At 67.8% G+C, this 19,687-nt stretch carries 22 protein-coding genes and 1 tRNA gene; 10 read left to right on the forward strand and 13 right to left on the reverse strand.

Annotated elements, in window-relative coordinates; all coding sequences use genetic code 11:
• Window positions 1–36 precede the first annotated feature (36 nt).
• From K0817_RS06025 to K0817_RS06045, 5 genes are all read left to right on the forward strand, one after another.
• Window positions 37–765, forward strand: a complete 729-nt coding sequence (locus K0817_RS06025) for an L-ribulose-5-phosphate 4-epimerase (protein ID WP_219980485.1) — start codon at window positions 37–39, stop codon at window positions 763–765.
• Window positions 762–2,378 (forward strand): xylulokinase, encoded by a 1,617-nt coding sequence (locus K0817_RS06030; protein WP_219980486.1) that lies wholly within the window; start codon window positions 762–764, stop codon window positions 2,376–2,378. Before K0817_RS06025 ends, K0817_RS06030 begins: the two co-directional genes overlap by 4 nt.
• Before the next feature lie 114 nt (window positions 2,379–2,492).
• Window positions 2,493–4,004, forward strand: coding sequence for an L-arabinose isomerase (gene araA / locus K0817_RS06035; protein ID WP_219980487.1), 1,512 nt, complete (start codon window positions 2,493–2,495; stop codon window positions 4,002–4,004).
• A 129-nt stretch (window positions 4,005–4,133) separates the two neighbouring features.
• Window positions 4,134–5,138, forward strand: a complete 1,005-nt coding sequence (locus K0817_RS06040) for an aldose 1-epimerase family protein (RefSeq protein WP_253735217.1) — start codon at window positions 4,134–4,136, stop codon at window positions 5,136–5,138.
• Window positions 5,139–5,180: 42 nt separating this feature from the next.
• Window positions 5,181–6,071, forward strand: a complete 891-nt coding sequence (locus K0817_RS06045; protein ID WP_219980488.1) for an RNA polymerase sigma-70 factor — start codon at window positions 5,181–5,183, stop codon at window positions 6,069–6,071.
• Between the two features lie 9 nt (window positions 6,072–6,080).
• Here K0817_RS06045 and K0817_RS06050 read toward each other — a convergent pair whose 3' ends face one another.
• The 4 genes from K0817_RS06050 to K0817_RS06065 form a co-directional block, all read right to left on the reverse strand.
• Window positions 6,081–6,617 (reverse strand): hypothetical protein, encoded by a 537-nt coding sequence (locus K0817_RS06050; protein WP_219980489.1) that lies wholly within the window; start codon window positions 6,615–6,617, stop codon window positions 6,081–6,083.
• A gap of 8 nt (window positions 6,618–6,625) precedes the next feature.
• Window positions 6,626–7,045, reverse strand: a complete 420-nt coding sequence (locus tag K0817_RS06055; RefSeq protein ID WP_219980490.1) for a DUF4383 domain-containing protein — start codon at window positions 7,043–7,045, stop codon at window positions 6,626–6,628.
• Window positions 7,046–7,198: 153 nt separating this feature from the next.
• Window positions 7,199–7,396: a hypothetical protein gene (locus tag K0817_RS06060; RefSeq protein WP_219980491.1), complete on the reverse strand. Its 198-nt coding sequence runs from the start codon at window positions 7,394–7,396 to the stop codon at window positions 7,199–7,201.
• A 153-nt stretch (window positions 7,397–7,549) separates the two neighbouring features.
• Window positions 7,550–8,401, reverse strand: a complete 852-nt coding sequence (locus K0817_RS06065; RefSeq protein WP_219980492.1) for an SDR family oxidoreductase — start codon at window positions 8,399–8,401, stop codon at window positions 7,550–7,552.
• Between the two features lie 100 nt (window positions 8,402–8,501).
• Here K0817_RS06065 and K0817_RS06070 point away from each other — a divergent pair, with 100 nt between their 5' ends.
• The 3 genes from K0817_RS06070 (at window position 8,502) to K0817_RS06080 (ending at window position 9,699) form a co-directional block, all read left to right on the forward strand.
• Window positions 8,502–9,071 (forward strand): asparagine synthase, encoded by a 570-nt coding sequence (locus tag K0817_RS06070; protein ID WP_219980493.1) that lies wholly within the window; start codon window positions 8,502–8,504, stop codon window positions 9,069–9,071.
• A 53-nt stretch (window positions 9,072–9,124) separates the two neighbouring features.
• Window positions 9,125–9,520 (forward strand): MmcQ/YjbR family DNA-binding protein, encoded by a 396-nt coding sequence (locus K0817_RS06075; RefSeq protein ID WP_253735218.1) that lies wholly within the window; start codon window positions 9,125–9,127, stop codon window positions 9,518–9,520.
• A 106-nt stretch (window positions 9,521–9,626) separates the two neighbouring features.
• Window positions 9,627–9,699: transfer RNA gene (locus tag K0817_RS06080), tRNA-Arg, on the forward strand.
• 140 nt (window positions 9,700–9,839) lie between these two features.
• On the opposite strand, the gene K0817_RS06085 is transcribed toward K0817_RS06080, so the two are convergent.
• The 7 genes from K0817_RS06085 to K0817_RS06115 all read right to left on the reverse strand — a co-directional run bounded on the left by K0817_RS06085 (window position 9,840) and on the right by K0817_RS06115 (window position 15,959).
• On the reverse strand, window positions 9,840–10,883 hold the full coding sequence (locus tag K0817_RS06085) for an amidohydrolase family protein (protein WP_219980494.1): 1,044 nt from the start codon (window positions 10,881–10,883) through the stop codon (window positions 9,840–9,842).
• A complete protein-coding gene (locus tag K0817_RS06090; RefSeq protein WP_219980495.1) occupies window positions 10,880–11,701 on the reverse strand; it encodes an ABC transporter permease in 822 nt (273 codons plus the stop codon). Before K0817_RS06090 ends, K0817_RS06085 begins: the two co-directional genes overlap by 4 nt.
• The gene (locus tag K0817_RS06095; protein WP_253735219.1) at window positions 11,698–12,510 is read right to left on the reverse strand and encodes an ABC transporter ATP-binding protein; all 813 of its coding nucleotides are present in this window, start codon (window positions 12,508–12,510) and stop codon (window positions 11,698–11,700) included. The genes K0817_RS06090 and K0817_RS06095 overlap by 4 nt, the downstream gene beginning before the upstream one ends.
• A complete protein-coding gene (locus K0817_RS06100) occupies window positions 12,507–13,331 on the reverse strand; it encodes an ABC transporter permease (protein ID WP_219980497.1) in 825 nt (274 codons plus the stop codon). The genes K0817_RS06095 and K0817_RS06100 overlap by 4 nt, the downstream gene beginning before the upstream one ends.
• Complete coding sequence (locus K0817_RS06105) at window positions 13,328–14,320, reverse strand: ABC transporter substrate-binding protein (protein WP_219980498.1); 993 nt, start codon at window positions 14,318–14,320, stop codon at window positions 13,328–13,330. The genes K0817_RS06100 and K0817_RS06105 overlap by 4 nt, the downstream gene beginning before the upstream one ends.
• Before the next feature lie 137 nt (window positions 14,321–14,457).
• Window positions 14,458–15,468 carry a LacI family DNA-binding transcriptional regulator gene (locus K0817_RS06110; RefSeq protein ID WP_219980499.1) on the reverse strand — a complete coding sequence of 337 codons (1,011 nt, stop codon included), beginning with the start codon at window positions 15,466–15,468 and terminating at the stop codon, window positions 14,458–14,460.
• Window positions 15,469–15,758: 290 nt separating this feature from the next.
• Complete coding sequence (locus K0817_RS06115; protein WP_219980947.1) at window positions 15,759–15,959, reverse strand: hypothetical protein; 201 nt, start codon at window positions 15,957–15,959, stop codon at window positions 15,759–15,761.
• Between the two features lie 178 nt (window positions 15,960–16,137).
• On the opposite strand from K0817_RS06115, the gene K0817_RS06120 reads away from it, so the two are divergent.
• A complete protein-coding gene (locus K0817_RS06120) occupies window positions 16,138–17,733 on the forward strand; it encodes an L-serine ammonia-lyase, iron-sulfur-dependent, subunit alpha (RefSeq protein WP_219980500.1) in 1,596 nt (531 codons plus the stop codon).
• A gap of 192 nt (window positions 17,734–17,925) precedes the next feature.
• Window positions 17,926–18,393 carry an Hsp20/alpha crystallin family protein gene (locus K0817_RS06125; RefSeq protein WP_219980501.1) on the forward strand — a complete coding sequence of 156 codons (468 nt, stop codon included), beginning with the start codon at window positions 17,926–17,928 and terminating at the stop codon, window positions 18,391–18,393.
• Window positions 18,394–18,423: 30 nt separating this feature from the next.
• On the opposite strand, the gene K0817_RS06130 is transcribed toward K0817_RS06125, so the two are convergent.
• Together K0817_RS06130 and K0817_RS06135 are read right to left on the reverse strand one after the other, a co-directional pair.
• The gene (locus K0817_RS06130; RefSeq protein ID WP_219980502.1) at window positions 18,424–19,041 is read right to left on the reverse strand and encodes a thymidine kinase; all 618 of its coding nucleotides are present in this window, start codon (window positions 19,039–19,041) and stop codon (window positions 18,424–18,426) included.
• Between the two features lie 194 nt (window positions 19,042–19,235).
• Window positions 19,236–19,676, reverse strand: coding sequence for a MarR family winged helix-turn-helix transcriptional regulator (locus tag K0817_RS06135; RefSeq protein WP_219980907.1), 441 nt, complete (start codon window positions 19,674–19,676; stop codon window positions 19,236–19,238).
• Window positions 19,677–19,687: the final 11 nt, after the last annotated feature.

Below are 19,687 nucleotides of genomic sequence, written 5' to 3' on the forward strand. Positions count from 1 at the left end.
CCGACCGCAAGCCCGCGAAACCGATGGAGGACCTTCGTGACCAGCCAGGAATCGGCGACCCCGACCTTCGAACCCGAGGTCGAGGCATCCATCGCCGCCACACGCGCCGAGGTCGCACAGCTGCACGGCGAGCTCGTGCGCTACGGCCTCGTGGTGTGGACCGGCGGCAACGTCTCGGGGCGAGTGCCCGGCGCCGACCTGTTCGTCATCAAGCCGAGCGGCGTCAGCTACGACGATCTGGCGCCCGAGAACATGATCCTGTGCGACCTGGACGGCAATGCGATCCCCGGTACGCCGGGCAGTGAGCGCAGCCCGTCGAGCGACACCGCCGCCCACGCGTACGTCTACCGGCACATGCCCGACATCGGCGGCGTCGTGCACACCCACTCGACGTTCGCGGTGGCGTGGGCCGCACGCGGCGAAGAGATCCCGTGCGTGATCACGGCCATGGCCGACGAGTTCGGCGGCCCGATCCCCGTCGGGCCTTTCGCGATCATCGGCGACGACTCGATCGGACGCGGCATCGTCGAGACCCTCCGCGGCCACCGGTCGCGCGCGGTGCTGATGCAGAATCACGGCCCGTTCACGATCGGGGTCTCGGCGAAGGATGCGGTGAAGGCCGCCGTCATGGTCGAGGACGTCGCGCGCACGGTGCACTACGCACGCGAGGCCGGCCCGCTGATCCCCATCCCACAGGAGGCGGTCGACCGGCTCTTCGACCGGTACCAGAACGTCTACGGACAGAGCGGAGACGAGCGGCGATGAGCGCAATGGCTCAGGATGCCGCCGCCCAGGCGATCCGAGACGGCCGCACCGCGCTCGGGATCGAGCTCGGGTCGACGCGCATCAAGGCGTGCCTGATCTCGGCCGACGACCCCACCCAGGTGCTGGCGGTGGGGTCGTACGCGTGGGAGAACGTCTTCGAGGACCGTATGTGGACGTACGCGCTCGAGGACGTGTGGTCGGGTCTCCAGGCTGCATATGCCGGACTGCTCGCCGACGCCGAGGCACGCCACGGCGTGCGGCCCGAGACGTACGGCGCGATCGGCGTCTCGGCGATGATGCACGGCTACCTCGCCTTCGACGAAGCCGATGACCTCCTCGTCCCGTTCCGCACGTGGCGCAACACCACGACCGGGCTCGCGGCCGCCGAGCTCACCGAGGCGTTCGGCGTCAACATCCCGCTGCGGTGGTCGATCGCGCACCTGCACCAGGCCGTGCTCGACCAGGAACCCCATGTGCCGGAGGTTCGCTTCTTCACCACTCTCGCCGGCTACGTGCACTTCGGGCTCACGGGTCGGCGCGTGCTCGGCGTCGGCGACGCGTCGGGCATGTTCCCGATCGATTCGGCGACCGGCGGCTACGACGCGGATCTCATCGCACGCTACGACCGGCTCGCCGCTGGGCGCCTGCACGGCTCGAGTGTCACCGGCCTGCTTCCCGAGGTGCTCGCCGCGGGTGAGCCGGCCGGCGAGCTGACGGTCGAGGGCGCTGCTCTGCTCGACCCGACCGGAGCACTGCGCCCCGGCATCCCGTTGTGTCCTCCGGAAGGGGATGCCGGGACGGGCATGGTCGCGACCAATGCCGTGGCCCCGCGAACCGGGAACGTGAGCGCCGGCACGAGCATCTTCGCGATGGTCGTGCTCGAAGGGCCTCTCAAGGAGGTGCACCACGAACTCGACCTGGTCACGACCCCCGCGGGGGATCCCGTCGCGATGGTGCACTGCAACAACGGTGCGAGCGAACTCGCGGCGTGGGCCGGCATGTTCTCGCGATTCGCCGCGGCGGCAGGCACACCCCTCGACGACGACGCCGTGTACGAGACGTTGTTCCGCGAGGCGCTGGCCGGCGACGCCGATGCCGGCGGCCTGCTGGCCTACAACCACCTCGCGGGCGAGCCCATCGCCGGGCTGACCGAGGGTCGCCCGCTGTTCGTGCGAACCCCTGACAGCCGTTTCACACTCGCCAATGCCATGCGCGCACAGCTGTACGGCGTCTTCGGCACCCTCGCGCTCGGCATGCGCGTGCTCGAAGACGAAGGGGTCGGCCTTGACCGCATGTTCGCCCACGGCGGCATGTTCCGCACCGCCGGCGTCGCTCAGCGCTTCCTCGCGGGTGCGCTCGTCGCGCCCGTGTCGGTCGGCGACACCGCCGCCGAGGGCGGGGCCTGGGGCATCGCGGTGCTCGCAGCCTTCGCCGAAGCCGCGAACCAGGCATCCGGAATCACGCTCTCGTCCTACCTCGACGACCGCGTCTTCGCGCACGCGCCGATCGACACGGTCGATCCCGATCCGGCCGACGTCGCCGGCTTCGCCTCGTACCTCGACCGCTACCGCGCCGGTCTCGCCATCGAAGCCGCCGCCGTGGCCGCCCTCTGACCGACCGTGTCCCGATTTCCCGCGCTCATGTCCCACTTTCTGCCGGTAGAGGCCTCTCTGCCGAACGAAAGTGGGACATGGATGCCGCGGACCCACTGACCTGAAGGAACTCCGATGACCCGCACGCCCCTTTCCACCTCGCTCGACTCGTATGAGGTCTGGTTCGTCACCGGCAGCCAGAACCTCTATGGGGAAGAGACCCTCCGCCAGGTCGCCGAGCAGTCTCAGCAGGTCGTCGCCGGCCTCGAGAGCCTGCCGGTCAACGTCGTATGGAAGCCGGTGCTCAAGGACTCCGACTCCATCCGCAAGCTGGCGCTCGAGGTCAACGCGCGCGACGACGTGATCGGCGTCATCGCCTGGATGCACACCTTCAGCCCGGCCAAGATGTGGATCGCGGGCCTGGACGCGCTGCAGAAGCCGCTCCTGCACCTGCACACGCAGGCCAACGTCGAGCTGCCCTGGGCCGACATCGACTTCGACTTCATGAACCTCAACCAGGCCGCGCACGGCGACCGCGAGTTCGGCTACATCCAGACGCGCCTCGGCGTCGCGCGCAAGACCGTCGTCGGCCACGTGTCGAACCCGTCGGTACGACAGCAGGTCGAGGACTGGCAGCGCGCGGCCGCCGGGTGGACGGCCGCGCGCACGCTCAAGCTCGCGCGCTTCGGTGACAACATGCGCTACGTCGCGGTGACCGAGGGTGACAAGACCGAGGCCGAACTGCGGTTCGGCGTGCAGGTGAACACGTGGGGCGTGAACGAGCTGGTGGAGGCGGTGGATGCCGCGTCCGACGCTGAGATCGACGCCCTGGTCGCGGTGTACCTCGAGTCGTACGACGTCGTGCCCGAGCTCCTGCCCGGCGGCGAGCGGCACCAGTCCCTGCGCGACGGTGCGGCGATCGAGCTCGGCCTGCGATCATTCCTCGAGGAGGGCGGCTTCGGCGCTTTCACCACCTCGTTCGAGGACCTGGGCGCGCTGAAGCAGCTGCCCGGGCTCGCGGTGCAGCGGCTCATGGCCGACGGCTACGGCTTCGGTGCGGAGGGGGACTGGAAGACCGCGATCCTCGTCCGGGTCGCCAACGTCATGGGCGCGGGCCTGCCGGGCGGCGCGAGTCTCATGGAGGATTACACGTACGACCTCGTGCCCGGCTCGGAGCGCATCCTCGGCGCCCACATGCTCGAAGTGTCGCCGTCGCTGACCACGGCGAAGCCACGGCTGGAGGTGCACGCGCTGGGCATCGGCGGCAAGGACGACCCGGTGCGCCTGGTCTTCACAGCCGACCCGGGACCTGCCCTCGTGGTGGCGATGAGCGACATGCGCGACCGGTTCCGCCTGGTCGCCAACGTCGTCGAGAACGTCGACGCGCCCGACCTGCCGAAGCTTCCGGTGGGCCGTGCCGTATGGGAGCCCGCGCCCGACTTCGCGACCAGCGCCGCGTGCTGGCTTGCTGCGGGCGCCGCCCACCACACGGTCATGACCACCGCTGTCGGCATCGACGTGTTCCGCGACTTCGCCGAGATCGCGAAGACCGAGCTCGTCGTCATCGACGAAGACACCACGGTCCGCGGCTTCCAGCGCGAGCTGCGCTGGAACCAGGCCTACTACCGCCTGGCACAGGGCCTCTAGGCCTGCCGCCTCACGGCGCGCGGGCCCTGGGCCCGAGCGCCTCACGGACGGGCCGCACCGGCACCGTGAGAGCGATCCCGGTAGCCTGGCCTGCGGCGAACTTCCCGAAACCCACTCAGAGGATCGAACATGGCTGTAACCCCCGCATCCGGCACTCAGCACGCCCTCCGGGCCGGCGACTACGAGGCCGTGATCGCGAGCGTCGGTGCGACGCTGCGCTCGCTGACGTATCGCGGACGCGACCTCGTCGTCCCCTTCGAAGCCGATGAGGTGCGCCCCGCGCACCGCGGCGCGACCCTCGCGCCCTGGCCGAACCGCGTCGTCGACGGCAAGTACTCCTTCGGAGGGCGAGAATTCCAGCTGGCACTGACCGAGCCGGCCCGCTCGCACGCCCTCCACGGGCTTGCCACCTGGCTCGACTTCGAGGCGATCGACAAGGGCTCCGACCACGTGACCCTCGCCGCGGTCATCCAGCCCCAGACGGCCTACCCGTGGCGCATCTTCGTGACCGCGCGCTTCGAGCTCGGACCGGATGGGCTCACCCAGTCGGTCACCGCGCGCAACGACAGCGCCGAACCGGCACCGTGGGGCACCGCTCCGCACCCGTACCTCGTGGCGGGCGAAGGTCGCGTCGACGAGTGGACGCTCGAGCTTCCGGCAGCCCAAGTGCTGGAGGCCACGCCCGACCGCCTCATCCCCACCGACCTCGTGCCGGTCGACGCGAACGATCCGGAGCGTTTCGATTTCCGTACGGCGCGCACCATCGGGTCGGCCGAGATCGACCACGCGTACTCGGGCCTCATCCGCGGCTCGGACGGCATCGCCACGGTACGGCTGACGGATGCCTCCGGCACCGGTGTCGAGATGTCATGGGATGCCTCGTGCCCGTGGGTGCAGGTCCACACGGCAGACAAGCCCGACCCCGCGCAGAGCCGGCTGGGGCTCGCGGTCGAGCCGATGACGTGCGCGCCCGACGCATTCAACGCCGGGTCGTACGACTACGACGCCGGTCTGATCGTGCTCGAGCCGGAGGCCGGGTCGGCGCGCTCGGAGGCTCCGCGCGACGCGCCGGCGTCGATCGGAGGGGGCGCGGGGACCGTCACCGCCTCCTGGCGTATCGGCGCGATCGTCTGACACCCGCGCCGGGTCGGCGGCGAACGCCGTAGGCTCGGCGGCATGAGCACGTCCGCGGCGGCCGTCGACCCGTTCGTCACGCACCGCGGCCTGCTCTTCACGGTCGCCTATGAGATGCTCGGGTCGGCCGTCGACGCGGAGGACGTGCTGCAGGAGTCGTGGCTGCGCTGGGCCGCGGTCGACCGCGACCAGGTGCACGACGCGAGGGCGTACCTGGTGCGGATCGTCACGCGCCAGGCGCTCAATCATCTGCGCACCGTGTCGCGGCGTCGCGAGGAGTACGTGGGGGAGTGGCTTCCCGAGCCGCTGCTGACCTCATCCGACGTCGCCGACGACGTCGAGCTGGCCGAGAACATCTCCATCGCCATGCTGACCGTGCTCGAGACCCTCGCCCCGACCGAGCGTGCGGTGTTCGTGCTGCGCGAGGTCTTCGACCTCCCCTACGACGAGATCGCCGCGGCGGTGGACAAAACGACCGCCTCGGTGCGGCAGATCGCCCATCGAGCGCGCGATCACGTCGCTGCCCGGCGGCCACGCGTGAAGGTCGCGCGGTCGGAGCACGAGAAGGTCGTCGAACGCCTCGGTGTCGCCATGACCACTGGCGACCTCCAGGCGCTCATGGACGTGCTGGCGCCCGATGTCGTCTCGGTCGCCGACGGCGGCGGCAAGGTGCGCGGCGCCGCGCGCCGGCCGATCGTGGGCTCCGACAAGCTCGCGAGATACCTCGTGGCCGGAATCGCCAAGTACGGCGTCACCCTGTCGATGACGCCCATGCTCGTCAACGGACAGCCCGGACTGCGCGCCGAGGTCGACGGCGAGCTGGTCGGCGCCATCAGCGTCACCGTCGAGAACGGCAAGGTCACGCACGTCTACACCATCGCCAACCCCGAGAAGCTGGCCCGGCTCGATGCCGAGATGCCGTTGGCCCGCTGAGCTCGGGCGTCAGTGATGCCCGGGGTCGACCACACCGTGCGTGCCGTGGTCGGGTGCCAGCTGGGCGGCTTCGGTGGTGCTCAGCGCCGGGGTGACGACGGCGGCGACCACGACCGCAGCGACGATGAGCGCCCGCAGACGCAGGGGAGCGGCATCCGTCGTGCCGGTGTTCGCTCGCAGCCGCAGGCCGCACGCGAGCGCCACCACGATGAGCAGACCGGATGCCGCAGCGACGGCGATCACGCTGGTCCGCGCCGGCTGCAGCACCAGTAGGGCGGTGAGCCCGCCGATCGCCGCCAGCACGACGGCGATCGCGACGCGCGGCAGCACCGCGCGGCCCTGCATCAGGACGGCGACGCCCCACGCGACGCCCCCGGCGCCGAGGGCGACGAGGATGAGGCCGGCCCCCCGGGCGGCCTCACTCCCTGTCGCGCCCTCGGCGCCGGTCAATCCGCCCGCCCCCAGAGCGAGCAGAATCAGCCCCGCGCCCCACGCGGCGACCGCAGCCACCGCCGGAGCGGAGGAAGCCTTGGCTGCGGTGCGCATGTGCGTCCTCAGACCGTGCGCGGCGACGTCGAGCTGCGCACGCCTCGCTCGGCTGCGAGTCCCACGCCGAGGAGCACGAGGGCGCTCACCAGGTGCAGGAAGTGGTCGAAGGTGTTCAACGCGAGGATGTTGAGGGCCGTGCCGACGAGGAAGAAGCCCACGATGCCCAGCAGCAGGTAGACGGCTCCGACGACGATGTTGACGGCCTTGGCAGCGGTGACCGACTTCAGTCCGCCGATCAGCAGAGCGGCGCCGATCAGCAGGTGCGCGACGTTGTGGAGCGGGTTCACCTCGAAGATCCCGAGCAGCAGACCGCCTTCGGTCGCGATGAATCCCACGCCGCCCGTGACGGCGAACCCGAGCGCGCCGACGACGAGGTAGACGGCTCCGAAGATCGTCGCGACGAGGCGATTAGGTGACGATCGCATGTGCGTTCCTCCTAGTTTCTGTGCGGCCGGTGCCGCGTCAGGGGTTGTTCGGACCCGGGGATGGATCGGTTTGCCGGAGGGATGCCACGAGGGCCCCGTCGAACCGGAGCCCTCGCCCATCCGCACCGGCGACTGGCCCGGCATCGCGCGACGTCAGTTGTCGCGCAGGTCCTCTTTGAGGTCGTTGCGGGTCTTGACCGAGTCCCGTTCGGCCTCGGCCTTCTTCACCTCGGATTCGGCCTTCATCTCGTCGACCTTGTCGCCGATCCGGTCGGTCGTGTCGTCCCACGTGTCCTTGACCTTCTCGCCCACGGCCTTCGCCGTCTCTTTGGCGTCGTCCATGAATCCCATGGTTCACTCCTCTCGTGGGGTCGTGACTCCGACGGTACGGATCGCCGATTCCCCGGTCAGGGGGCTTGCGCCGGGCCTGGCCGGTTGCTAGTTGCGACGCAGTCGAGGGATGCTGCGCTGGATGCCGCGGCTTCCGGGCCGCTGGCGCGAGTTCTACCGGCCGACCGGTGTCGTCGTGTCGATGGCTGCCCGCAGCGGCCGACGCATCGGCGCCCAATAGTGGTTCGGCGTGATCCGTGCGAGCACGTCGACCAGATGCGCCTCGCGGCCGATCATCGTGCGGGGCCGACGGGCGACGGTGGCTTCGACGATCCGCTGCGCGGCGGCGGCCGGCTCGGTGTGGTACATCGCCGCCTGCGCTGCGGCGGCGCGCTGAGCGATCGCTGGATCGACGGCAGCCGCGAAGCGTCCACGCAGGATGATGCCGGTCTTGACGCCGGCCGGGTAGATGGCGCCGACCGTCACGGTCGAGCGCTCGAGCTCGTGGCGCAGCGCCTCGGTGAACCCGCGCACGGCGAACTTGCTCATCGCGTAGGGAATCCGCCCGGCGGGGGCGGCAAGGCCGTAGATCGACACGAGGTGGGTGATGTGAGCGGCCGGCTCGCGTCGGAGGGCCGGCAGCAGCGCCTTGGTGATGTTCACGGTTCCCCACAGGTTCACGTCCATCAGCCAGCGCATCTCGTCCATCGTGAGCTGGTCGAGGTTGCCCAGCATCGACGATCCGGCACAGGTAATGAGCGCCTGCACGCGGGAATGGGATGCCTCGATCTCGTGCACGCTCGCGAACACCGCGCTGTCATCGGCGAGGTCGACGACATGCGTCGTGTGACCTGAGCCGTGGAGGTCGGCCATCACGGCCGCGAGCCCGTCGGGGTCGCGGTCGGCGAGGGCGACGCGTGCCCCGCGCCGAGCGAGGTCGCGCGCCACCTCGGCCCCCATCCCGGCGGCCGCCCCCGTGATGACCGTGGTCCGCCCCCGCACGTCGAGTCGTCGCGCCCGTGCCATGCTGCCCTCCCCGCTACGGACATCGCCTGTGATGACCGCCGCCCTCGATTCTCGCCCACGTGCGGTGTGCGGACGCACTAGCCTTTTCGAGGGAGGTGCGATGGGCAAGACCGCGGATGCGATCGCCGAGGGCGTCTCCATCGCGTCCGCCGCCGCCCGTCTGGCTCTGCGCAACCGGATCCTGGTCGACACCATCGCCAAGGACGAGCCTTTCGACGTCGCCGGCTTCGGGCCGTACGCGCGCGAGATTCTGATCTCGCTGGCCGACGAGCAGGAGCAGGCGGCCGAGCTCGCGCGGCGCCAGCGCAAGAAGGCGTGGGGAAAGTTCTCCGACCCCGACGGCACGCACGACTATCGCGATCGCGACACCCGAAATCTGCGCAAGCGTCACAGGCAGTACGTCGGCGTCGCGAAGGAGCTCCGCCGGATGGCGGAGGATCCCCATGTCGTCCGCACGATCGTGGAGCAGGCCCGCGATGCGGCGTGGGGAGACGTCGAGGCCAACCTGCAGCGGCGACTGACGGTCGAGGGGATGCGGCCGGACCTCGACCCGGACTATGAGCGGATGCGGGCCGCGCGCATGCAGTCGATTCGCTTGGTCGATCTGCCGCGGTTGTCGGCTCACCGTCGGCGGGCCACGAACCCGGACGTGGGCGACGCCGAGAGTTGATCGCTCACGACTGACGGGCTGACGCGAAGAGGGTCGCGGGCTACGCTCACCTCGTGGATGCCGCCACGTACTCCGCCCACCCGATGTGGTTCCCGCCCGATCACCCGCTGGTGCTCAGGGCGCGCGAACTCTGCATGTCGTACCCCGAGGCGGTCGAGGCGATCTCTCACGGACGGTGCACCTTCCGCGCCGGCAAGCGCCAGTTCGCGATCGTCGGCAACGGTCGCGAGGCAGCCGTGCTGTTCATCCCGGACGATATGGAGCGACCCGTTCTCCTCGAGCGGGCAGACGTCTTCGTACCGCCGTACGAGGGGGCCTACGGCTGGCTCGCGATCCGCGTCGACACGGATGCCGGTGACTGGGAACTGCTGGCCGAACTCATCGACACCTCGTACCGGCGTATCGCGCTGCAGAGGCAGCTGCGGGCGCTCGACGGCGGGTCGCCGTGATGCTCCGGACCACGCACGGGATCGGGCCGCGGCATCCCCGCACCGATTCGCGCCGATCCACGCCGTGAGGTATTCTTGACGACGTTGTGCGCGAGAGCGGCAACGTGCGCCTCTAGCTCAATGGATAGAGCATCTGACTACGGATCAGAAGGTTGGGGGTTCGAGTCCCTCGAGGCGCGCACTGTGTTGAGACAGTGAACGACGAAGAGCCGCGGATGTCCGCGGCTCTTCGTCTTTTCGCTTGTCGGGATCGGCAGAGCGCATGGCGTCACGGTTCCCGCTTCGCCAGAAGGGGGCTCCGAGTGCCCCACCTGACAGATCAGGCGACGCGGCTGGTTGCGATCGACTGGGCTTCATTGAGGCCGCAGATCCTCCGCAGATTTCCCTCGTAGATGAGGCGGCGATCCGATTCCGAGATGTCCAGGCTGTCGATGATACGGATCATCTCGCGGATGTACGTTGGGCCACCCTCGGGGTCGAACGGACAGTCGCTCGCGAAGAGGACGTGCTCAGCACCGAAGAACTCCAGCCCGCACTTGGTGCCGATCTCCGATCCTGATAGCGCGGTATCGGCGTAGAACGAGCGGAAGTACTCGATCGGCTCTTCGCTCAGGCGTCCGAGGATCTCGTCAGCAGACGACCCGTGCGTCCTGCTGCCGAACTGATCGGACCAACCGAGCCTGATCCGCCCCTCCAGGAACGGGATCATGGCGCCCATGTGGTGGGTGATGACTTTGAGGCCCTTGCACCGTTCCATGACGCCACTGAAGACGAGCCGGGACATTGCGACGCTGGTTTCGTACGGCCAGCCGAGCGCCCACCAGACCTCGAACTCGGATCGTTCCTCCGTCTTGTAGTCCGCGGAGGCCGCGGACCGAGTGGGGTGCATCCATACGGGAAGATCACGGCGAGCCATCTCCGCAAAGATCGGCTCGAACTGCGGGTGATCGAGTGCGACGCCGTTGACATTGGTGAAGACCTGGACACCGATGGCCCCGAGTTCGTCGATTGCGTACGCGAGCTCACGAAGAGAGGCTTCCGGAGAGTTCATCGGCAGCGATGCCACGAACGCCGGGAACCGGTGCGGATGCTGTTCGACCAGCTCCTGCATCGACTCGTTCGCCAACCGGGCGAGCTTCCACGACGTCGCTGGGCCGTCCAGCAGTTCGATCGGCGGGGACGAGAGGGTGAGTATCTGTTGGTAGTCGTCGCCGAATTCGTCCATCATGAGCAGTCGCGCCTCGTGGTCGTGGAGTGCTGGCAGATCCAGCCAACGCTTGAGAGCGCGCGGGTCGGTGACGTGCTTCTGCATGACGTCGAAGTATCGACGCGGCAGGATGTGGCTGAACGCGTCGATCTTCATCGGGCTTCCTTGTTCGTGGAGGGAATCCAGCTCGTCAGACGGTTGTCGACGAGCTGGACGAGGGCGACGGCGGCAAGGGCCACGACGATGATGACGACGAGGATCGCGAGCACCGCGGCCCCGTCGAAGCTCTTGCCGGCTTGTGTGACGATGCGACCAAGCCCGGTCACCGCGATGAACATCTCGCCGTTGATCATGCCTGTCACGGCGCGTCCCATACCCAGGCGGATGCCGGCGAACATCATCGGGAGCGCAGCGGGAAGGATGATGCGAGTGACGAGCTGCCATTCGCTCGCTCCATAGGAGCGACCCATCTCGGACAGGCTCGGGTTCACGTTCTCCACGGCGGAGGCCGTGTTGATGATCATGATGAACGCCGAGTACATGAAGATGACGGCGATGATCGCTGCCTGCCCAGCGCCGAATATCGAGAAGAAGATCGGTGCGAACACCAGCGACGGTGCGGTCAGCAGCGCGTAGACATAGATGCCCAACGCGGCGTTGACCCGGCGGTAGCGTCCGATAGCTGTGCCGACGACGATGCCGGTGACGAGGGAGATGCCGAAGCCAAGTGCCAGATTCCCCAGGCTGACCAGCAGGTTGCCGAATATCAAACCGGACGCGATCATCTCCCACAAGGTGGCGAGTACTTCCGTCAGGGGCGGGAAGAACGGGACGTTCGCAATTCGACCGATGATCTCCCAGAGAACCGCGCCGATGGCCAGCGAGATCAGGCTGACTGGAACCCGACTCCAACTGAGCCGCGGCTTGAGAATGCCGACGACCGGATGTGTGCGAGTTTGCGTTATGGTGCTCATCCGGCTGCCCGCCGCTCCGGGCCCTGCCCGAGACCGCGGTGCTCTTCATGCATCTCACGCAGCCGGTCCCAGAGGTGGGCCGTGATCTCGACGTACTCCGCCGAGCGCTCCAGGCTGCCCACGTCCGATGAGCGCGGACGAGCGAGTGGCACGTCGACGATTTCGGCGATCTGGCCGGGACGTGCGCTCATCAGCACCACTCGATCACCGAGGAGCACCGCTTCCTCCATCGAGTGGGTGATGAACACGACCGTCAGTCGATTGGCCTCCCAGATCGCCAGGAGTTCTTCCTGAAGCAGACGGCGGGTCTGCTCGTCGACGGCACCGAACGGCTCGTCCATGAGCAGAACCTTCGGCTCCACGGCCAGCGCTCGCGCGATCCCCACCCGCTGCTGCATGCCACCGGACAACTCGCCCGGGCGCTTGGTCTCGAACCCGTCGAGCCCCACTTTGGCGATCAGATCTTTTGCGCGTTCGTCGCGCTCATTCTTGGTGACGCCCTTGAGCTTCAACCCGAATGCCACATTGTCCATGACGGTCGCCCAGGGCAGCAACGCGAAGTTCTGGAAGACCATGCTTCTGTCAGGCCCCGGCGCACGTACCGGTTCCCCGTCGATGGTGATCTCGCCGCTGTCCCACGACTGCAGTCCCGCGATCATCTTCAGCATCGTGGTCTTTCCGCACCCGCTGGGGCCGAGGACCGTGAGGAATTCGTTGTCGCGAACGATGAGGTCGACGCCGCCGAGCGCCCGGACGGTAGAGCCGTCTTGGCCGACGAATGTCTTGGTGAGTCCTGAGATTTCGATCATGAGCGTGCGCTCCGCTTCTGGTTGTTGACCGCCCACGGCGCCACACGGCGCTCGAACCACTGGGCGAGCGAGATGAGGACAAGGGCCTCGATGAGGATGGCGGCAATCACCGCGTACAGCGCGGGGCCGTTGAACATGCCACGGAATTCGAGGATGAGACCGCCGAGTGCGAGCGAGACCATGAGCAGTTCGACGATGACCATGCCAGTGACAGCGCGGCCGAGACCGAGACGAACACCGGTCATGATGGCCGGCAGTGCACCGGGAATGAGTACCTCACGCCAGATCTGAGGTTCCTTCGCCCCGAACGACCGTGCCATCTGGATGAGGTTCGGGTCGACCTGTCGCACGCCGGCGCGCACGTTGACGATGACCATCACCACCGCGAAGAGCGTGACCAGGATCACGCGGGACAGCAACCCGAATCCGACCGACATCACCAGCAGCGGGATGATCGCTGCCATAGGGGTCACGAGAAGGATGTTCAGGTAGACGTCGGTGAAGCGTTCCAGAGTGCGGAACCGGCCCAGAAGAACTCCGACGGGGATACCGATGACAATCGCGGCCAAGAATCCGAGGACGAGAGCCTGGTTGCTGACCACGAAAGCGTCCCAGAACCCGGGGGTCACCATGAGCTCCCCGAATGCGACCACCGTCTCGGTGAACGTCGGTACGAGCAGTCCTCCCCAGAACGTGCCGTAGATCTGCCAGAAGAGCGCGAACAGGACGAAGGTGAGTATCTGCCAACTCCGGTTCGAGTCCAGGATCTGCAGCCACCGAGCCCTCTCCGCGGTGGCGGGCCCCGCTGTCATGGCGGTCATGGCAGGAAGGAGAGGTCGGCGACGTCTTCCGCCTTGAGGTCGCCGACGACGCCGGCTTCGGTGAAGAAGTCGATGGTGGACTGGACGTTCTCCGGAGTGAGCGCTGCGGCGTCGAACAATCCAGCGTCGACGTAGGCTTGCGCGATTTCCTGCTGCGTTGCGTCGTCCTCCGCGCCGAGGTGCTTCACCGCCAGCTCGACCAGGTATGCCGGGTCGTCATTGATGCTGGTGTGGATCTCTATCAGCGCATCGACGAAAGCTTGCGCGGCTTCGGGCGAGTCGGTGAGGAAGTCGGCGTTGGCATACACCGTCTGCGGGTGCAGGTCCGGCAGCGCCATACCGAAGTCCACCACGGTCGTGAAGTCGGCGTCCGTCGTCTCGGCCAGTGTGACCACGTCGGCGATCTCGAGGGCGGTCGCATCGATCTGGCCGGTAAGGAGCGCCTGCGCGCGGACGTCCGATCCGCCGATGACGAGATAGTCGGGCTCGCCTTCCGCGCACTCCTCGGCAACCCATTCCTTCACCATCGCGGTCGCCACAGCGCCTTCGCTGAAGATCCCGACCGGCCGGTCCACAAGGTCCTCGCAGGACTCCACTCCCTCGGCTCCATAGACCGCCCACTGGTTGCCGATGACGTCGGCGATGATGCGGATCGGAGCACCCTGTTCTATGGCGATCAGCGCCGGACTCGTCGCTTCCGCCGAGATCGCGTAGTCGCCTTTCGCGAGCCCCTCGATGGCGAGCTCGGGTTCCGCCAGCTCGACGATATCGATGTCATACCCGTCATCGTTGAGTTGGTCGACCGCTTCCATCAGCGGAACGGTCGTCAGGTCGGGCTCGATGAGCGCGACCGTGAACGAGTCCGCGCCATCCTCAGCAGCGTTGCCGCTCGCGCATCCGCCCAGCGTCAAGGCTACGACGGAGAGGCCGACCGCGACATACCACCGGGAACGATCCCGTGCTTCTCGTGCTGAACCGATGCGTTCCATCTTCTGCGGAATTGTAAGCATTCTCACCACTTCCTTCACATCCTCGTGCAAGTGATGGCAACTGTATCGGGATCGATCCCGCTACGCAACGGTATGCGCTTTCCCATCGCAGAAGTGCGACTCGAGAGTATGCAGGATTACAGCGTCGCGACCGACGAACGTTCCACCAGCACCGGTGTTACGGGGCTTACCGCCGCCGCATCCCCTTCTGGCTCGAGGAGCAGAGTAAGCGCATTCGCCGCCACGGTTTCGAAGGAGACGCGCATGCTCGTCAACGGAACGGCGAGGTGTTGCGCCAGCGGGGTGTCGTTGAATCCGATGATGGACAGGTCCTCAGGCACACGAATGGCTGCCCGCTGGGCCGCGGACATGACGCCGAGCGCCAAGCTGTCGTTGGCTGTGAACACCGCGGTCGGCACTTCGGCGAGAGCGAAGAGTCGGTCAGCGATCTCCATGCCGGCGTCAACGCTGAAGTCGGAATGATGGACCGTGCCCGGTCGTATCGGCATCTCGTAAGCTTCCATCGCCTCTCGGAAACCGGCTTCTCGCCCCTGCGAACTCGACGCGTGGGCGGGCCCGCCGATGAACGCGATTCGGCGATGACCGTGTTCGAGCAGATGCCGTGTCGCGAGCTCGCCCCCCAACCGGTCGTCGATGCGGGCAGCCGGCGAGTGACCGTCTGTGCGCAGAGCCAGTGCGTGGGGAATCCCCTTCTCCTTGAGTTCTAGCAGAAAGGGATCGGCCCCATCCGTTCGCGCGGTGGTGAGAATGAAGCCGTCGACGCGCTGTTTCACGAGCGCCCGACCGCGTTGCAACTGCTTCAGCGGATCGTCGCCCGCCGTCACCACCACCGCCTGATAGCCGCGTTCCGATGCTCCGTCGACGATTGCTTCGTAGAGCATCGCCATCACTGTGTCGGTGAGGCGGGGGACAACAACCCCAATCAATCCGGTGCGCTGCTTCCGAAGGTTGGCCGCCCACGAGTTCGGAACGTACCCATGTTCCGCCGCAATCGCACGAACACGATCGGCGCGTGGCCCTCCCACGGGAGCCACCGCATCCAAGGCCCGTCCGGCGGCCGAACGACTGACACCCGCCAGTTCGGCGATGTCGGCCAACGTCAACTTTCGCCCCGCTTCTGCGGCCACTTTGCGCCCCCTTCGTCGGGATCGATCCCGAAGCGAGTCTAGGCGGGCGGATTCGGAACACGCCAAGAGTCTCGCGTCGGCTGCGGCTTGGTATGCGGCGGCCGTTGCGCCCGTCAGTCGACCGAGAGCAGTTCGTCGTGAAGGATGTTCGACGAGGGATGACTCAGGTGCTCAAGACGTACCGGATCATGCCGTCCGCGGCGCCGAAGACGATCTCCGAGTTCGGGTAGTCAAGCACACGTGACACTCACCGCGTCGCCGCGGTGCTTCACGCGTGTGGGGCCACGGTCTCAGTGACCGGGTGGGTCGCTGTCCATCCGCTGGGCTGCCACGGGCACGGCGACCGCCGCGGCGAGGCACAGCACGCCGGCGATGAAGACGAGGCCGGGCAGGATCGGCGAGTTGAACGACTCCCCGACGAGCCACATTCCTCCGATGAGCAGGATCGAGTAGAGAACGATGAGCACCGTCCACCTCCAGAGATCGGTCACTTCCTTGCTAGCCCGACATGCTCTCGGCTGTCTCGGGGGTTGACATCCTCGGCGGTTGTGGCCCTTCTCTTCTCGAACGGGCACACTGCATGACGCGCCCACCCGTGCCGCGGCATCCTGCCCGTCCATCATCAGCCCAGGCGTGCACTCTGCCCGACCGACGGCGTAGCCTGGAGGTGTGAGCGCCTACGTCTCGGCGTTCGAGCTGTTCTCCATCGGCGTAGGACCCTCGAGCTCCCACACAGTCGGCCCCATGCGGGCCGCGCATGACTTCGTCGTCCGGTTGCGTGAGGCGGGGCTGCTGGCCCGGGTCGAGCGCGTGACGTGCACCCTGTACGGATCGCTGGGGGCCACTGGCATCGGGCACGGAACGCCCGATGCCGTTGTGGCGGGGCTGCGCGGGCTGCGACCCGAGACAGCGGATCCGGATGACGTACGTTCCTCGTGGAGCGAATGGCCCCGCGATCGCCCCCTTGACCTGGGTGGCGAGCAATCGGTGTCGTTCGACCGGGCCGACATCCTCTTCGAGCCGCGGACCCGCCTGCCCGGGCATCCCAACGCGATGACGCTCGAGGCGTGGGCGTCGACGGAGCAGGGACCGGCGCGCCAGAGCCATGACCGTGCGCTCGGGGTGCGGGCGACGGGTGCCGGTGCGGGGGAGCTAGCCGTGGCCTCCGCTGCGGCGTCGCCCGGACTTCTCGCGCGAGAGACGTACTACTCAGTGGGCGGCGGGTTCGTCCGGCGGGAAGGCGAAGCGGCGCGTACCCGCGAGCACACGTTCCCCGTCGACTTCGCCAGTGCGGAAGAGCTTCTCGCACTGTGCGACGAACGCGGACTCACGATCGCCGAGGCCGCGCGGCTGAACGAGGTGACACTGCGCAGCGACGAACAACTCGCCGACGGCCTCGACGCGATCTGGGATGCGATGGCAGGCTGCGTCGGAGCGGGGCTCCAGGCCGAAGGCGTGCTTCCGGGCATGCTGGGCGTGAAGCGGCGGGCGGCTGCGATCCGCGCGCAGCTGGAAGCCGCCGAGGCCGACGGAAGGCGCGAGCTGCCGGGGGAGTGGCTGGGCGCGTTCGCGCTCGCTGTGAACGAGGAGAATGCCGCGGGCGGGCGCGTCGTCACCGCCCCGACCAACGGCGCCGCGGGCATCGTCCCCGCTGTGGCGATGTACTGGTGGCGGTTCCTGGCGGATTCGGGACTCGGCGCCGGGAACGCGGTCACACCCTACGGCGAGCTCGTCGGCAGTGCCCTGCTCGGGTTCGGTGAGGGCGCGCACGCGCCTGCGCCCGGTGCTTTGGAGGACGAACGCCTGATCGCCGAAGCGAACCGCCGCCGCGGCATCCGCCGGTTCCTGCTCACCGCCACCGCGCTGGGCTCGTTGTTCAAGGCGAACGCGTCGATCTCGGGCGCCGAGGGAGGGTGCCAGGCCGAGGTCGGATCGGCGTGCGCCATGGCCGCCGGCGGCCTGACCGCGGTGATGGGCGGCACCAACCGGCAGATCGAGAACGCCGCCGAGATCGCGATGGAGCACCACTTGGGCCTCACGTGCGACCCGGTCGGCGGCCTCGTGCAGATCCCGTGCATCGAGCGCAACGCGATCGCCGCCTCGACCGCGGTCACGGCGGCGCGGCTCGCGCTGCGCGGCGACGGCTCGCACTACGTCTCGCTCGACACCGTCGTCGAGACCATGCGCCAGACCGGCATCGACATGTCGCACAAGTACAAGGAGACGAGCGAGGGCGGCCTCGCGGTCAACGTCATCGAGTGCTGAGATCCGCCGGTTGGGGTGGCGCGTTGTGCGGGTTGTTGGTGGGGTTGCCGCGTGAGGTCAGCGTCCGGCCCCGGTCGGCGGCAAGTTCGCTCAGAGCGAACGGAGAATCCATTAGCACTCGCATACCGAGAGTGCTAATCTGGTCGTAGTTGAGCCGAGTGGGCTCAACTTCCAGACTAGAGAGGAGAAACCATGGCCACGTACGACCCGTTCCGCGACCTCGACCGCCTCGCGTCGAGCCTCTTCGACACCCGCCGCGGCCCGCGGCGCATGCCGATGGACCTCTATCGCGACGGAGACCACTACGTGCTGACCGCCGACCTTCCCGGCATCGACCCGGGCTCGGTCGACATCGACGTCGATGGCCAGCTCCTGACCATCCGCGCCGAGCGCACCCTGACCAGCGGCGAAGACGTCAAGTGGATCACGCGCGAGCGCGAGGCCGCGAGCTTCCTGCGACAGCTCAACCTCGGCCAGGGCATCGACACCGACCGTATTTCGGCGAACTACAACAACGGCGTCCTGAGCGTCACGATCCCGGTCAGCGAGAGGGCGAAGCCGCGCAAGATCGAGGTCAGCTCCGAGGGTTCGGCCCCGGTGCTCCAGGCGCAGGAGAGCAACCAGTCGAACGCGGAAGAGCCGCAGCCGATCGAGCAGTAGGCCAAGACCCACAAGACAGGAACGGATGCCTCACCCCCGGGATGAGGCATCCGTTCCGTCGTCTTCGGGCCCCATCGAGCCGGTGAAGTGACGGCGGCAGCGCGCCTGGTACGACTCGATGCCGCCCACCTGGGCGGGTGTCGGAACGCGCGGGTCACCGGGGTCGTCGGGAGAGAGGCGCTGGTGGTATGCCGCGTCGGCGCCGCACACCGCACACACGGCCGTCAGTTTGAGTACGTCGTCGGCGATCGCCATCAGCGACGGCAGCGGTTCGAACGGGCGACCGTCGAACGTGACGCACAATCCGGCGACCATCACGGTGACGTCAGCGGCGACGAGTGTGTCGACGGCTTCGACGAGGTCTCTCCCGAAGAACTGCGCCTCGTCGATCGCGACGACATCCAGTCCGCGACCGCTCACACCGGCGACGAGCGCGTCGACGTCCGCCACCGAGCGCGAAGGCACGGCGAGGCCCGAGTGCGAACTGATCTGCCCCTCGCCGCGCCGGTCGTCCAGTGCGTGACTGACGACATCGACCGACAGGCCGGCGATGCGCGCGCGCCGGACGCGGCGCAGCAGTTCCTCTGACTTGCCGGCGAACATCGGGCCGGCCACGACCTGCAGGCGGGCGGGAGCGGGCGTGTGCATGACCGCCACCCTAATGCGCTCACAATGACCGCACTCTCGCACTTCCTGGCCCGAACCCAGATTGTGCGCGAGGCAGGCGTGATCGCATCGGTGGACGCAGACCCCGCCGTCGCGGGACGGCGAAGGGTGGGGTTCTGGTATCCCACAGCGGGAATGCGTTTGTGGGGTTGGGGCTGTCCGGCAGGGCGGCTCACTCAGCAGCTCGGCTGCTTCTTTCGCAACTTGGCTGTCAGTTCGCGCAGCTGCTGCAGTTCGTCGTCGCTGAGCAGCGACATCCGCTCGGCGATCGCCCGGCCGTGTGCGCTCGCAACACGGCGGAACAGGGCGGCTCCGGAATCCGTCGCCTTCACCAGCGAGCCACGGCCGTCATCGGGGTCGGAACACTTCGAGATCAGGCCTCGCGCGACCATGCGATCGACCAGGCGTGACACGCTGGGCTGGCTGATGAGCATGTTCGCAGTGACGTCTCGCAGCCGTGCGGTCATGTTCTCGCCGCGGGTGACCGTCAGCAGCACGTCGTACTCGGCCTGATTGAGCGTGTCGTCCTGAAAGTCCTCGCCGAGGTCTCCGAACACCTCGTGCTGCGCGCGGAACAGGCTCTCCCAGGCGTCGATGGCAAGGCGGCGATCGGTCATAGCCACAAGAT

This window comes from Microbacterium sp. HD4P20, assembly GCF_019449275.2.
Taxonomy (GTDB): Bacteria; Actinomycetota; Actinomycetes; order Actinomycetales; family Microbacteriaceae; genus Microbacterium.